Genomic DNA, 15,700 nt, shown 5'->3' on the forward strand with positions numbered 1-15,700 from the left:
AACAATCCACCTACGCTCCCTTTAAACCCAATAAATCCGGATAACGCTCGGATCCTCCGTATTACCGCGGCTGCTGGCACGGAGTTAGCCGATCCTTATTCATATGGTACATACAAAATTCCACACGTGGAATACTTTATTCCCATATAAAAGAAGTTTACGACCCATAGAGCCTTCATCCTTCACGCTACTTGGCTGGTTCAGGCTCTCGCCCATTGACCAATATTCCTCACTGCTGCCTCCCGTAGGAGTTTGGACCGTGTCTCAGTTCCAATGTGGGGGACCTTCCTCTCAGAACCCCTATCCATCGTTGTCTTGGTGGGCCGTTACCCCGCCAACAAACTAATGGAACGCATCCCCATCGATAACCGAAATTCTTTAATAAAAATATCATGCGATATTCGTATGCCATCCGGTATTAATCTTTCTTTCGAAAGGCTATTCCGGAGTTATCGGCAGGTTGGATACGTGTTACTCACCCGTGCGCCGGTCGCCATCTTCAGTTTGCAAGCAAACTAAAATGCTGCCCCTCGACTTGCATGTGTTAAGCCTGTAGCTAGCGTTCATCCTGAGCCAGGATCAAACTCTTCATTGTAAAAGTATTTTTATCATCCCTTAGGATGACTTTTTTGCTCTGTTCAGGACGCCGTAAATTTATTGACCTTATTCAAATACCTATTAGTCTTAATTGTATCACTACTTCATAAGACAAGTATTGACGGTTCTATTTTTTTACTTGTACTACTTGTATTGTTTATCAATATTTCAAAGAACTTGCTGCTTTCGTTTTAAAAGCGGGTGCAAAGGTAAGGGCTTTATTTTTAACTACCAAACTTTTTCGGAAGTTTTTTTTAGTTTTTCTTTTTACTCGATTTCTCTGGCTCTCTATGCGAAAGGGAAAGAAGGTATGAAAGAATAACTCTTGCCAATTTCCTTTGCGAATCGGACTGCAAAGATAAGAACTTTATTTATTATAATCCAAACTTTTTCGGAAGTTTTTGTTCTTTTCTTTAAGTGGGATTCCACTTTTTCACTAAGTCAATTTGTCAAGGCTTTCTTCTCTTGGAAAGCGGGTGCAAAAGTACGCCCTTTTGGTATACACTCCAAATATATCAAACTATTTTTTCTAATTATTTTTGAGTACATTTGCTAAAGTGCTGACGCATAACGATGTTGTAGAACATATTTTTTATGTATAGGGAAATTGTGCGCGGAAACGACGAGAGGGATACACATTATTATATCACACGCGGGCGCGTAAAGGCGAAAAAGGAAAAAGCAAGAAGATGCCTGTAAGGGAAAAATCTGTAGTACAAAGACTCACCAACTCAACCCATTTATTTAAACTTAGGTCAATACCTCCTTTTTTCAGATTACAGAGTGCAGAACGGAAATGTTCGAGAATAGTATACATTCTCGCTTAGTGATTAGTAAGGGCTCACCAATGTGAACAAATAAGCTATCAAATGTAGACAAACAAGCTCACTACTGTAAACAAGTCTATCTACTATAGTGAGCCCATAAGAAGCATTAAGAGTTTACAGAAAGATCATTAGGTATTAACCTATAATTGATGAAAGAATATAGAATAAGAGACGGTACTTCAAAAGCAGATACTAATGACACACTTTCGGCATTTATATGATAGAAAAAGGATCAAAATAGTGAGATATGAGATTAGTTGTTTACATCCAAACAGAAGTATATTTCACTATAAATCAATAAATTAAAAGTAAAACTAAAATTAAATAGGGTGAGGGTAACTTTTTACCCTCACCCTACTGCCACACGTTCCCTCACACCTTGCAACCACGATGAATAAAGGGATTGAACGAAGGTGTGAGGGTGTGAGGGTAAAAGTGATATAAAAATATAATCAGCTACAATTTTTCTTGGAGCAGACCGGGCTAAGGAACTACTATCGTTCCTTTCGCTGCCCTGAAATCAAGAGTTATTATAGTGTTGGCAGCCCATACATAATCTTTGTTCGGTTCATCCATGCCCTCTTTACGCAAATAGATTTCAAGAGTCTCCGGATTAACAGCATATTCGCGTTTCCAAGCACCAAATGAAGGATTAAGATTATCAAAAGCAGGAATATAAGGATGTATTCTGAAACGTCCTCCATTAGGTAAAGTAACAGAGAATGTTTTCCCGTCGCTACTTTCCGTAAAAGGCAAGATCTTTTCGTTGTTTCCTCCGGCTGCCGTTCCATACCCATAGATTACAGGCTTTTGGATGGAGATGGTCTTCGAACCTAAATCAACGAAAATGATATAAGTACCACTTTGGGGGATAACCACCAGTCCTTCGTCAGAGATTTCGAAGCCCACATTATTAGTCAGTCCGGTAAACTCTCCATCACCAAATATCTTGGATGTAGAGAAACGAAGTTTAGTTCCGGCATTGAAATAATTAATATGTATCCATCGGTCGGCACTGTTCCAAACCTTATCTAATGAGATAACCCCATCCGAGCCCCAATTCATGTTTCCAAATTCATCGCCAACCATATAAATAGCCTTCGCTGTTGAGGGGACATCACTTGGAGAGGCAAAAGTCACAGCTATTTTACCTCTATCTTGAGAGAAATCAAGTTCTATTGGTATATTAGAAGCAACAGGAACCGGTTCCAGTGCAGCACCTACACCACGATAATAGATTTGTCCATTATAGATGTTGAATTCCATAGTGTTCCAGTCTCTATTGTTATAGTCGGAAGTTGCATACATCTGAAGATTGCCTTGTGTTGTAGTGACAGCAGAGAAATTCTGCCCGGAAAGATCGAACGATACTTCCTGTCCGTCAAAACACTCACCTATTCCATAAACGGCAGGTTTCTCAAAAGCTATAAGATTACGGTTCATATCTACATATACCAAATACAGGCCGCTTGTTTCTACCGTCGCTCTTCCGTTACTGCCTACAACATAATTGACATTTGTACCCAAAGAGGCAAAACTTTCCGCATCAGATTTTTCCGATGCCCATTTAATTCCCTGACCAGCATTGAAATACTTGATAGTCCAGAATGCACCATTGCCAAGCTGTCCCACAGGGGCCATCTCTACCACATTTGTCGAATTCCAATTCCAGTTTCCAAATTCATCTCCAATCATATATAGTTTCTCCGGATACCCCTCCGGTTCGGGTTCTATGATCTCATTGCCCGTCATCTTCGCAAAGAATTTTCCTGTCAAGACTTCATATTGAAGCGTTACTTTATACTCACCTTTGTTTTTAAGATTGAGCTGCACTTGCGACTGGTTGGTTAGTTCGGCATATTCTTCAGTTAAAACATTCATTTTTATACTTCCTCCCGTTCCGGTGTACATAGAAGAGAATGTATATTTCTCCGTATCTGTTTCCTTCACATCAAAAGACGTATTATCGGTATAATTAAACGAAAACTCTGCCGGTAATATCACTTCTAACTCGCCACTGGACACCCAGGTAGCCACATGGTTAATATGGTCGTAAGACGGTTTTTGAAGAAAGAGTTCGTTTTCACCGTCTTCTGTCAGTTCGAATTTACTCGTCAAACGGAAATTGAATGGAACAATATTAACCTGTTTCAATAAAGGATTCACAATTAGCTGATACAATCCATCTTCCATTACTCTGAAACCGCCGGTTCCAGGAGCCAAAGAATAAGTTGACACCTCACTGTTGTCGTTTTGCAAAAGCGCTCCCTGCCCATAATAAACGGGTTGCCCATCCGGTCCGACTAAAGAGATATAAAAATCTCCGCTGGATGTCAGCCATGTGTTCAATGCGACCAAAGTGCCCTCTTTTATCACATTCATTTTACCATTGATTGCCTCTACCGAGAATTGGGACGCACTCCCCGTCAGATAGATACCTTCGGGAACATTGATTTCCCGTTCATAGTGTATCCCGTCGTCGGCACAACGACAGAAAATAAATGGCAACGAAAATACAAATAATAATTTTATTATAGTTTTCATCTTCATGATTACATTAAATTATAAATAACTATACTATTGGAATCTAATGGTATTTGACTAAAATTTCACATCAAACTGATGTTGCTTCTTGTCTTTTCCATTCGCTCCTACCACATCAATCACCATTTTTCCATCTTTTATCTTACAAAGCAGATAGCTGTTATTATCATTGACAAGGATGGGAAAGTTGGCTTTATCGGGTTCTGATTCACGGAAATAATATTTATGAGTGTGTCCGGATAACATCAGATCAATTCCAGCCGTATTTAAAACGGGCAACAAGGTTTGCTGCAAATGATAGTTTCCATGCCAATTGCCTATCGTCGGCGGGATGTGCAGGAATGCGATCCGAAGGGATGATTGCTTAAAATCGTTTTCTTCCACCACACTCCGCAACCATAGGGTTTCTTCTTCTCGATAATTGTCATAGTCGGCAATACCGGCATACTCCAAATCCGAATCCGGCTTATCTTCACCGGAATCAAGAACAAGAAAACAAACCTTACCTATGTTGAAACGATAATAAAAAGTTCCGGTAGACGTAGGAAAATACTTTATCAACGCATCGGAATAAACTCCACGTGTTTCATGGTTTCCCCGGTTGAAAACAATAGGCACTTCGGACGCAAACAATTCGACACAAGCATCAATATAATCTTTACATATCTGCTCCTGCCCCTCTACCCATGACGACATATCTCCATTAAGCAAAACGAAATCAAGAGATTTGAAATCTACTTCCCGACACAGAGACTTCATATAGTCACTCCGCCCGTGAATATCATTTAATACCAGAAAGGAAATTTCTTTCTTCCGGTCGTCGAAAGTTCTGAATCTGAAAGGTTCTTGCTTGTATACATTTGAAGCAGCAATCAATCCATAAGTTACCCAGTCACTCGAAGGCCAAGAGACAACTTCTCTCGAAAAAATCCGGTATCTGTATTCCCTGCCGGGTTCCAAATGTTTGATGCGTACACGGTGGATTGTATCATTGGCCCGCTTACGTCCGGACTCCGTATCGTAATATCGCGGACGTTCCTTCCCATAGAAATGATCTTCACCGGCAGGCGCCACTTCCACCCACGAAAGAGCAGGTTTGTTTGTAGTCCATACCACTGTCACGCCGTCGGTACTCATATCACACAGGTAAGGACCGTGTGTGATCTTTATACTGTCACCGTCATGTGCAGAAAGCCGAGCGGCAAAGATGACAAAAAATACAATTATCCAATTTCTCATAGAACGGTTCCTCCTTCTAATTTATTAGTTTGACCGATATGGTTTGTAAATCATTACTGTTGCAGCCGGTCATAATTTCAAATTCACCGGGTTCTACCACATAGTTCATGGCAGCATCATAAAAGCCTAAAGCTAAAGGAGAAATGTCAAACTGAACGGTCTTTGACTCCCCCGCTTTCAGGAATATTTTTTTGAATGCCTTCAACTCCTTTACCGGACGCACAACAGAAGCAACTTTATCATTCACATACAGTTGCACAGTCTCTTCGCCATCTCTGTCTCCGGTATTGGTTACTGTCACCGAAACGGAGATGGTCTCCTGTCGCGTATATTCTTTTTGGGTGCTCTGCGGAACTGAATAACTGAATGTGGTATAACTCAAACCGTAACCAAAAGGATAGAGCGGAGCATTCGGAACATCGATATGCCGGGTGGTTGAGGAATGGGGCATATCTCCCGGACGTCCGGATTTCTTATAGTTATAGTAAACCGGTACTTGTCCCTCTACCCGTGGAAAAGAAATGGTCAATCTTCCGGAAGGATTATAATCACCGAACAGTATATCAGCAATAGCGGTTCCTGCAGAAGTACCTAAAAACCAGGTTTCGAGAATGGCCGATACGTTCTTGTCCACCCATTCGATAGACAGCGGACGCCCATTCATCAATACGACGACAACGGGTTTCCCTGTGGCAACCAGTTCTTTTATCAATTCTTCCTGCACACCCGGCAAATCCAGTTGGGCACGGCTTCTCGATTCGCCACTCATCAAAGCTTTTTCACCGACAACGGCAATCACCATATCACTTTTGGAAGCCAATTTCACTGCTTCTTTGAATCCTGACTTATCTTCTCCGTCAAAATCGCAACCACGGGCATATCCAACTTTCGTTTTGTTACCGCCGATTTTGTTCTTTATGCCCTGCAATACAGTCGTCACATGGCGATCTTCCCCTCTTGCTCTCCACGAGCCCAGCAGTTCGGTCTGATTATCGGCCAGCGGACCTACCACGGCAATGGAACGGACATTTTTTGCCAGCGGTAATGTATGATTGTCATTCTTCAGCAGGACAGCCGATTTATGAGCCATGTCCAGTGCTGCATCCAGAAATTCTTTTTTCATGATTGTCTGCGATTCGTATTCTTCATTACAGAATTTATATGGATCAACAAACAGTCCCAAAGCATATTTGATATGCAGAATCCGACTGACGGAATTGTCGACATCTTCCATACTGATTTTACCGGCTTCTATCAGTTCTTTCATGTATTTATTATAGAGCCCATCTGTCATATCCATGTCGATGCCGGAATTGAAAGCCAGACGGGTAGCGTCTTTATCGTCTTCCGCCACTCCCTGCGCCACCAGCTGCTTCACTGCTTCCCAATCGCTTACCACAAAACCATTGAAATTCCATTGCCCTCTCAATAAGTCTTTGAGCAGGAACGGATGTGCGGACGCAGGAATACCATTTATATCATTGAAAGCACTCATAAAAGTAAGTACTCCCGCATCAATGCAAGCCTTAAAAGGAGGTAGATAAGTATCAAACAAAGTCCGTTCCGACATATCCACCGGAGCATAATCTCTTCCCGCCTGGGGAAGTCCGTAAGCTACCCAATGCTTTGCACATGCCAATACTGAATTATTCTCCCAAAGATTCCACTGAAAACCATTCACTCTTGCTTTGGCTATTTCACTTCCCAGGTAGGTGTCTTCTCCTGCTCCTTCCACTACCCTGCCCCAACGGGCGTCTCTTGCGATGTCGACCATAGGAGCGAACGTCCAATGTAGTCCGGCTGCCGAGGATTCAATCGCAGCAATCTTGGCAGCTCGTTCGATCGCTGCTAAATCCCAACTACACGATTCCGCCAAAGGAGTCGGAAAGATTGTCTTATATCCATGAATCACGTCCATCCCAAAAAGAATCGGTATCTTTATCCGGGAATAACGCATATTCTTTTCCTGCAAATCACGCAATGTCTTTGCACCGGATATATTCAAAACAGAACCTACAAGTCCGCGTGCTATCAATGAATCGCTCAAATATTCTGATTCAGGACCGGTTAGAAGGGTACGGCCTACGTATTGGGATAACTGGCCGATCTTCTCTTCCACAGTCATCCGTGAGAGCAAATCTTTAACAAATGAATCCGCTTCCGGAGTATGAGGTAGTTTACTATTTCCGACGATCCGGGTATGCGGATCGCGAACATAAACTCTTATCCAATCAATATCGAAATCAAATTGCTGCAATTCCTCCGCAGGATAGCCGACATCCAACTTGTCAAATGCTCCTACCTGCCCGGTGATAGCAATATCCCAAACTCTGTCCAGCCGATTCTCTTTACGAGCCTTAGTGATAAAATCAGTATATGCATCCCCCAACTGTGTACGGGTATGTATCTGGTAATTGACTTTATTATCTATCAGAAACGTAATGATGGCATGATTGTTATCAACAGGATCGGGATCTATCTGAACCGCATATACATGGAAATTATCTCCCGGCTTATCGTCTCCGATTTCAGTATATCGTATCTGACCTTTGGGTAGATTGATTCCCAACTTTTGCGTTTCCGAATTGAACAAATGCAAAGTTTGATTCGCTTTGGCCGGATAAGGATTTTCCCCGAAAGCTTTGGTAAAAAACTCCAGTATATCTATTTCGGCTACTCCAGCTCCTTTATAATGCCTCAACCAAAGTGCATTCCAAAGCCCATATAGATATGGGACTTTGGCTTTGATCTCTATGCGGCAGAAAAGAGGATAATATTTCTCCGTATCGGAATCTCTGCTGGACAGCGCTCCCGACCACCATCCGGTCTTGCTCTTCACACTGGGATGAACGGGACTGAGCGCATCTTTACTTTTGAATGAGCGAATTCGACAAATCTTCTCTCCTGTAGGAAGGGTTTCGATAAAGACCTGCTCCGGACGGTATGTCTGAAGCATGGCTTTATTTTCCTGATTATAGGTGGGTCGCCCCACTTTTGGGGAACCATATATTCCCCAATACCGGGAGTCAATCACATCTCCGTTAAACTCGTCTCCATCGTAATAAATCCATCCGGGAGGGGTTTCTGATGAAGGAGGAATAACGGTTTGGGCTTTCACCACCCCGATACAGCAAAATATGATTATTAGAATCTTTATTTTCAACATGATATTTCTTTTTAATGATTTACCAACCCGGATTCTGTTTCCAGTTCTTCAACTGCAGAATCTCACTTTCAGGTATGGGATACCAATACATTTTAGAATCAAACACTCTCTTTTCTACCACAGCACGGGAATAATCAAACTTCTCGACGGGATATTCCGGCTTTTCAGGAATCTCTGGTTCTGTTTCATCCCGGGTAAATACACGTACCCAATCTACATCCATCGAAACGTTTCTCAAATTGGCATTCCTGTCTTCGGGATAGCCGATACCATTTTCATTCTTTCCTCCGATTTGTCCGGTTATCGCAATGTCCCAGGTTCGCTTTTCTCTTCCCTCCGCTATTGCTTTGGTTATAAATGTATTATATCTGTCATCATAGTCAATCGTCTTGAATGTATTGGTTACTTTACCATCCAACAGGTAGCTGATGATAGCATGCTTATCCGGAGAAACCGGGTCCGGATCTACCTGAACGCCATACGTATGGAAGTCTGCTCCCGGATCAAAATCAAGCACTGTATGTCGTCCGTACCCATTCACGTTGATTCCCAGATTGCCTGTTTTATTATCATGCAAATGTAAAGCCTGGCTAAGCCGGCGGGGTGAAGCCGTATTCTCAAATTCCTTGACGAAAAACTCTTCGATGTCAAGTTCCGCAACACTGGCTCCTGCATAATGACGACACCACGGTCCCATCCATATACCATATATATAAGGTATTTTTGCACGAATCTCAATGCGGGAATGCAGAGGGTAATATTTCCCCTGATAACCATATTTGTCGGTATCCCGGCTGGACAAAGCTCCCGACCACCATCCTTCTCTCGTACTGGCAGTGCTTAATGTCGGAGCCGGTGGATTGTCGTCCTTGGTGGCTGTTATCCGGGCAAAGCTCAATCCGCCACTCCCTTTCTCAATCGTAATCTGTTTTTTACGATAAGTCTGGATATTTCCGGTGGGTTGTCCATACTGGGAGTTTCCTACCGGAGTGTCGCTTCCATACTGTCCCCAATATGAGTTGTTTATGACCAAATCATTGAATTCGTCTCCATCGTAATAATGCCATCCTTCCGGAACTTCGTTAGCCGGTATTACGGAATTCCGGGTAACAGCTCTTCGAGCCTGATTCTTACGGGTGATTTCAAGACCTAGCAAATCTCCTCCGAGTGTTTCTTGCGCAATCTTCCACCGTCTTACATCCCACGAACGATGCTCCTCAAATGCCAGTTCGACACGACGTTCACGCCGGATACGCTCACGCATTTCGTCCTGCGTCAATCCGGAAGGCAGATTCGGTTGTCCGGCACGGCTGCGCACTCGATTGACGTATTCTGCTATATCCGCATTTTCGGGATCGTATTCGTTCAAGGCTTCCGCATAATTCAGGTAAATCTCCGCTAAACGAAACAACGGCCAGATATGTCCCTGACTTCCTCCGCCGGTTTGGATATTCACATCTTCATTAAGGTATTTTTTCAGATAGAATCCGGTTTTGGTTGCATTGGTAACGCCCAGACCGTCTTTTCCACCGTCCCAATTCTCTACCGCCGTGCTTTTCCAAACGGAATCATTCAGCAGAATGGTAGCATTCAACCTGTCATCCCGGTAGAATTGCGGACGAACGGCATTTTCCTCATTCTCCCAACTAAAATAGCTGCCATCTTTCATTTCATAAGAGTCTACCAGATTCAACGAAGGATTGACGCCGCCTACCCCACCATAACTGACAGGAAAGTTGTATTTTTCAAAGTCGGAACTGTTTCCGTAACGACGCATCAGAATAAACTCGGAATTCTGAAAGTTATTCTTGAATAAAGTGGCATAACTGCCATACAACGAATATATGCCCAGATCAATTACGTCTTTCGCAGCCTGTGCCGCAGCTTTCCATTTCTCCATATCGGAAGGAAGATCGCTTTCCGAAAAATTCTGCCAGTCCAGATACAAGGGACTGGCCGCATACAATAAAACTCTGCTTTTCAAAGCCAATGCGGCTCCCTTCGTTGCACGTCCCAAATCCGAATCGATTCCTCGTCCCGGAGTTAAATCGAGCACTTCGGCTACCTTATCACATTCGCTGGAGATGAATGAGATGCAATCGTCCATAGACGGGCGTGGAGTCTCCGAATAATCCGCATTGACGGATAGTGTAGAAGTAATCACAGGTACAGGTCCGAAACGTTTCACCAGCTCGAAATGGAAAAACGCTCTTAAAAAACGGGCCTCATATTTCCATGTTTTCAAGTCATTCAGACGGTTCTGATATTCATTCTGATTATCCGGATCGAGTCTGTATTTATCCAGATTCACTCTGTCTACATTTTCTATAAATTCATTCGCTATGCGAATTCCTGCGTAATACTTATTCCACAAATCATCCGGATTGGACCTTGAATTCCAGGCTCCGGTGTTGAAGTGCTGGATGTTGCAGGAGGCATTAGCATGTTCGGCATCATCGGTAGCGGCATCCAACATAGCTTCGGAACCGATACGGTTGAAACCATCAGGCAGATACCGATAAGCATTGACTAGAAATTTGCTTGTACGTTCATAGGAAGTAAAGGTCATCTCGTTGTCGATAAACGAATCATACTCTCTGTCCAGATAATCACTGCATCCGGACAATATGCTGATAGCAGCAAGAGCATTCAATATGATAGATAAACCTATTGGGTATTTCATAATTATTATATTTTTGTTCTTACCTATTAAAAATCAATTTTTATTCCCAGGTTGTAGGAACGTGTCAACGGATATGTAATCAAAGAACTGCTTTCCGGGTCGGCCAATCCGTCAAGATGACTCACGGTGAAAAGATTGCTCGCATTAGCATACACATACAATCTGGACAATTTTATCGCTCTTGCTATTGACTGGGGGAAGGTATATCCAATCCGGATATTCTTCATTCTGAAGTAGTTTCCGTTTCTTTTCCAATATGTAGATATCCGGTAATTGTTTTCAAATGTCCGGGTAGACAAACGGGGATAAGAAGCATTGGGATTCTCCGGTGTCCAGCTGTCGAGAGCCAGTTTTGAAGCAGAGCCATTGTCGGTAAAGGAATAAGCCAACGGCCCGCTCAAATAGATGTCTCTATTGGCAACGCCATGAAATAAAGCCTCAACGTCTATCCCTTTCCATTCAAAGCCTATTTTCAAAGCATAATTCCACTCCGGAATATTAGAATATCCCACAGGATAGGAGTCATTGGAATCGACTACTCCATCACCATTTTTATCGATATATTTTATATCACCGGGGTTTACTTCTCCAAACTGCGGTACCGGTAAATGTGACTTCAGACTTCCATTCGAATCGAAATCACTCTCCTGATACAGTCCGTCAGCAACAAGTACAAAAGGAGTATTCACGGAACGTCCTTTACGATATTGATAATCGTAGAGTTTCACTTCTTCCGCCATATCGACAATTTCATTCTTTGCATACCACGCCGATGTTTCAACGTAATAGTTGAAGTTATTTTTAAGACTGCTTTCGTACCTGATCGTACCCTCGAAACCTTGATTCTTTACTTTACCTACATTCATATAAGGCAATATGTCGCCATAAGAGGCTCCAACAAATCCGGGAATAGTGGAATACGGCTGTGACAGGATATCATATCTTTCTTTATGGAAATAATCGAATTCTACCGACAGCCCTTTCAGTAAAACTGCATCCAATCCGATATTGAATACACGTTCCTTCTCCCAACTAATATCGGGATTGGCAATCATATCTGCCCGAAACCCGCCTGTTGATGACGACCCTGTACCTAAAAAATAGGAGCCGTTACTGCTATAAGTCTGGTCGAACAGATAACGTCCGTTCTCATTCTGATTGTTTCCAACCAGTCCGATAGATGCTCTTAGTTTCAAATATTCAACCCAGTTGATATTTTTCATGAAGTTTTCTTTCGACAGTATCCATCCGGCGGAGAAAGCGGGAAAGAATCCATATCTTTTTCCAGGAGCATAATCATCACAACCTGTATATGAAGCTGCAAATTCTCCTATGTATTTTTGATTATAAGAGTAAGTTACCCGCCCTGCATAATTCAAGTATTTAATGTCATCACGACTTCCATATTTCTGATATAAATCAGACAGGAAAAAGATGCTGGCAGTGAGTTGATGTTGCTTGAAAACGCGATCATAATCCAACTGTGCCTTAAAGTTCAGACGGCTCCAGTCAGTACGGAATCCTTCATCGGATTCCAAAGGAGAATCAGCGCCGTAGGGTGTATATAGCACCTCTCCCCCTGCTCCTTTGGAAAGAGAATAACGGGCATAATTCTGATTCTTTATAGATGAATCCGCCATATAGTTGTTGTAGGCAATACCGGCACTGACACTTAATCCCTTTGTCAGTTTCTCCAGGTCGTATTTAGGCATAAAAATCAGTTGGAAAGTCCGGCTGTTTTCTTTATAAAGCCCTCTGCTGACGATATTACCGACCGGGTTGGTAAAAGCGGCATTTCCTCCATACGATCCGTCGGGGTTGTACACCGGAAATGCATTCGGAGCTGTTCTCCATATCGCTCCCAAAAGTCCGTTGGCAGAACTGCTGCCTCCGGGAATAGAGCGATTACCTACACTCCCGCTAAAATTGAGTCCGGTAGACAGGTGCTTGCTTATCTGGATATTCAAATTAGACCTGAAATTAAAGCTCGCATAATAGGCATTCGAGTTTTCCCGGCGTTTTTTATCGGTGTCTTTGTAGAAACCGATGTTCTGCAAAAGATTCATCATTACATAGTATTGCACCACATCTCCTCCTCCTTTAAAACTTAAATCAGCCATACTCAAAGGAGCTGTATTATTCAAAATGGCCTTTTTCCAGTTTACATTGGGGTAAAAGTAAGGATCGGTGTTGTTCTGATAGGCATTCAATTCCTCTGGAGTGTATAAACGAGGCAATCCGTCATTCACACGCGCCTGATTGTATAAGGTGGCATAATCATACGCATTGATAGGATCGGGAACGCCCAACGGTTGTTGTATTCCCGTTTGTAAACGGATACTGACTTGCGGAGCGGAAACGCATCCTTTCTTGGTTGTCACCAATAAAACACCATTTGCACCACGCATACCATATAAAGCCAGAGCCGAAGCGTCTTTCAATAATGTTACAGACTCGATTTCCGCAGTGGACAGACTTTCAATCGGGGCTTCGAAACCGTCGACATATACCAGCATTTTTTGTCCGCTTGCATAGGAAGTACGTCCCCGGAGGTAGAGATTCGCGATAGAGAAATCATAGCCGGGCTCTCCGCTTTGTTGCAACAATGTTAGTCCGGGAAGCTGTCCTTGCAGACTATTTCCCAAGCTTGCGGAAGTAGTTTTCAGCAAATCTTCCCCACGTATGGAAGAAATGGCACTTGTTCGCCTCCATTCCGGTTGTTGCCCATAGGCGACTTCTACAAGTGCAGAATCGGCTATGTGTTGAGCAAACAAAACGGGAGCATAAAAAGTGAGAATAGTAGTCAAAAGTATAGCATAACGCTTCCCTTTGTATATACTGTTTATTATTGTCATACCTTTTATTTTTAGTTGATTGAACATATTTACCATCCCGGATTCTGAAGCATATACCCTTTATCTATTTCGGTCTGCTTGATAGGATGTAAATAAGAACGGTCACTCCATAATCTGTTTTCAAAGACATAAGGTTTGTAATGTACTTTACCCGGTGCTCCTGTAACAGCGGAGAGCTGCAATCCATACATGGCACCTTTCATAACACCTTCATCATCGGCTATCAGCCAACGTCTTATATCCCAGAAACGATGATCTTCATAAGCCAGTTCCACGGCTCGTTCTCTTCGCAGTTTCTCCCTGAACTGCTCTTTATTCAAAGTGGAAGGAAAGCCCGGCATTCCGGAGCGTTCACGAACTTTCAGGACTGCATCGAATGCTTCTTTCGGGGGAGTTTCATAATATTCATTCAAAGCTTCTGCATAATTCAGATAGAGTTCGGCTACCCGGAAGACAATCCAGTCCATATTAGTGGAGTTGCGCGGAGCCGTTGCTCTTAGTACGCGAGGTACCCATTTGCGAACCAGGTGTTTCGTTTTATCATTGGCTACATTGTGAGCTCCACCGGGCAGAAAATTAAGAATTCCAATCTCTGTATTCCAGTTAGCTCCATGTGCTGCAATGGTTTGCGCAAAACGAGGGTCCAGTTCGTCGTACTTTTCAAGCAGATCATCGCCACCATCCATATTCCATGTTTGTTGGTTCCCGTCTTTTTTCTCATAGAAACGCACGAAATTGAAGGTTGTAAAAAGACCGCCGTCGCTCCAACTACTTCCCGCCCATGCCGGTATATTGCTTGTTATGGGATGACTGCTTGTTGTGAAATTCCGATATTTTTTGTTGGCCAGAATTATTTCTTTGTTATCGGGAGCAGTCCACACATGTTCGTAATTTGTTTCAGGTGTTCCCTCATCGTACAAGTCATAATAGCCAGAAGATTCAACAGCGGTAATGGCTGCCTTGGCTGCTTTAGCAGCTTCATTCCAGCGTTCTTTACTATAGTTTCCATATCCTATCAGGTCATTATTTCCACTTAAAGGAAGGTACGGATCGTCGGTATTGAACAAAGGACTCGCCGCATACAGGAGTACTCTGGATTTGAGGGCTAAGGCGGCTATCCTGTTTGCCCGTCCTACCAATATCGAATTCGTATAATAATCCGGTAATATGGAGGCAGCCCGGTCACAATCGACAAGAATGGAGTCTACACAATCGGAAAATGTATTACGGGGTAGTTTACCATCTTCCGACGGATTTATTCTACGGTGTATTATAGGCAGTCCACCATATCTATATACTCCTTCCCAGAAGACCAAAGCCCGCATAAAATAGGCTTCGCCTCTGGAACGTGTCTTAAAATCAACGTCTCCCGGATCATCGGGCACTTCGTCAATACGTTCAAGCACGATATTGCATTTTCGTAATGTCTGCCAACGGGTGTTGTGACGGGGGTCTTCATCCCAGTCTATGCTGCTGTTGTTATGATTGTCCACGTTCCACGAGGCATTGCCCTTCCCCCAGTTTGCACCTTGTTCGGCTTCATCACACGCTCCTGCCAGGGTTGAGGTTGCACACAATTTACGGTCGATCCCGCTACTTCCCATCGAGAACCCCAGCGGCATACCTTCTGCATAGATGCCTGTTATGTATTGTTCTGTCAAAGTCCTGTCGGCAAAGACACCGTCTTCATCCAAATCGACAGAGGGCGGAGCTTCCAGATAGTCACTACACGAAAACATCAATACAGACGACAGAAGTATTGCACATATATATGTTATTCTTTTCATGA

At 43.1% G+C, this 15,700-nt stretch carries 6 protein-coding genes and 1 rRNA gene; all 7 read right to left on the minus strand.

From position 1 onward, the window contains the following. Nucleotides 1-595 (minus strand): 16S ribosomal RNA (locus N5O98_RS19820); the annotation flags it as partial. A 1,312-nt stretch (nucleotides 596-1,907) separates the two neighbouring features. Further along, the gene (locus N5O98_RS19825) at nucleotides 1,908-3,968 is read right to left on the minus strand and encodes a SusF/SusE family outer membrane protein (RefSeq protein WP_224262682.1); all 2,061 of its coding nucleotides are present in this window, start codon (nucleotides 3,966-3,968) and stop codon (nucleotides 1,908-1,910) included. 57 nt (nucleotides 3,969-4,025) lie between these two features. Beyond that, nucleotides 4,026-5,207: a metallophosphoesterase gene (locus N5O98_RS19830; RefSeq protein ID WP_004296678.1), complete on the minus strand. Its 1,182-nt coding sequence runs from the start codon at nucleotides 5,205-5,207 to the stop codon at nucleotides 4,026-4,028. Between the two features lie 16 nt (nucleotides 5,208-5,223). Continuing rightward, entirely contained in the window at nucleotides 5,224-8,373 is a 3,150-nt protein-coding gene (locus N5O98_RS19835; protein WP_004310282.1) for a glycoside hydrolase family 3 N-terminal domain-containing protein, read from the minus strand. 19 nt (nucleotides 8,374-8,392) lie between these two features. Then, entirely contained in the window at nucleotides 8,393-11,056 is a 2,664-nt protein-coding gene (locus N5O98_RS19845) for a RagB/SusD family nutrient uptake outer membrane protein (protein ID WP_004310281.1), read from the minus strand. 26 nt (nucleotides 11,057-11,082) lie between these two features. Then, nucleotides 11,083-13,911, minus strand: coding sequence for a SusC/RagA family TonB-linked outer membrane protein (locus N5O98_RS19850; RefSeq protein ID WP_008025350.1), 2,829 nt, complete (start codon nucleotides 13,909-13,911; stop codon nucleotides 11,083-11,085). Nucleotides 13,912-13,940: 29 nt separating this feature from the next. After that, a complete protein-coding gene (locus N5O98_RS19855; protein WP_022199540.1) occupies nucleotides 13,941-15,698 on the minus strand; it encodes a RagB/SusD family nutrient uptake outer membrane protein in 1,758 nt (585 codons plus the stop codon). Nucleotides 15,699-15,700 lie beyond the last annotated feature (2 nt).

Source organism: Bacteroides sp. LFL-34 (assembly GCF_027257075.1).
Lineage (GTDB): Bacteria > Bacteroidota > Bacteroidia > Bacteroidales > Bacteroidaceae > Bacteroides > Bacteroides ovatus.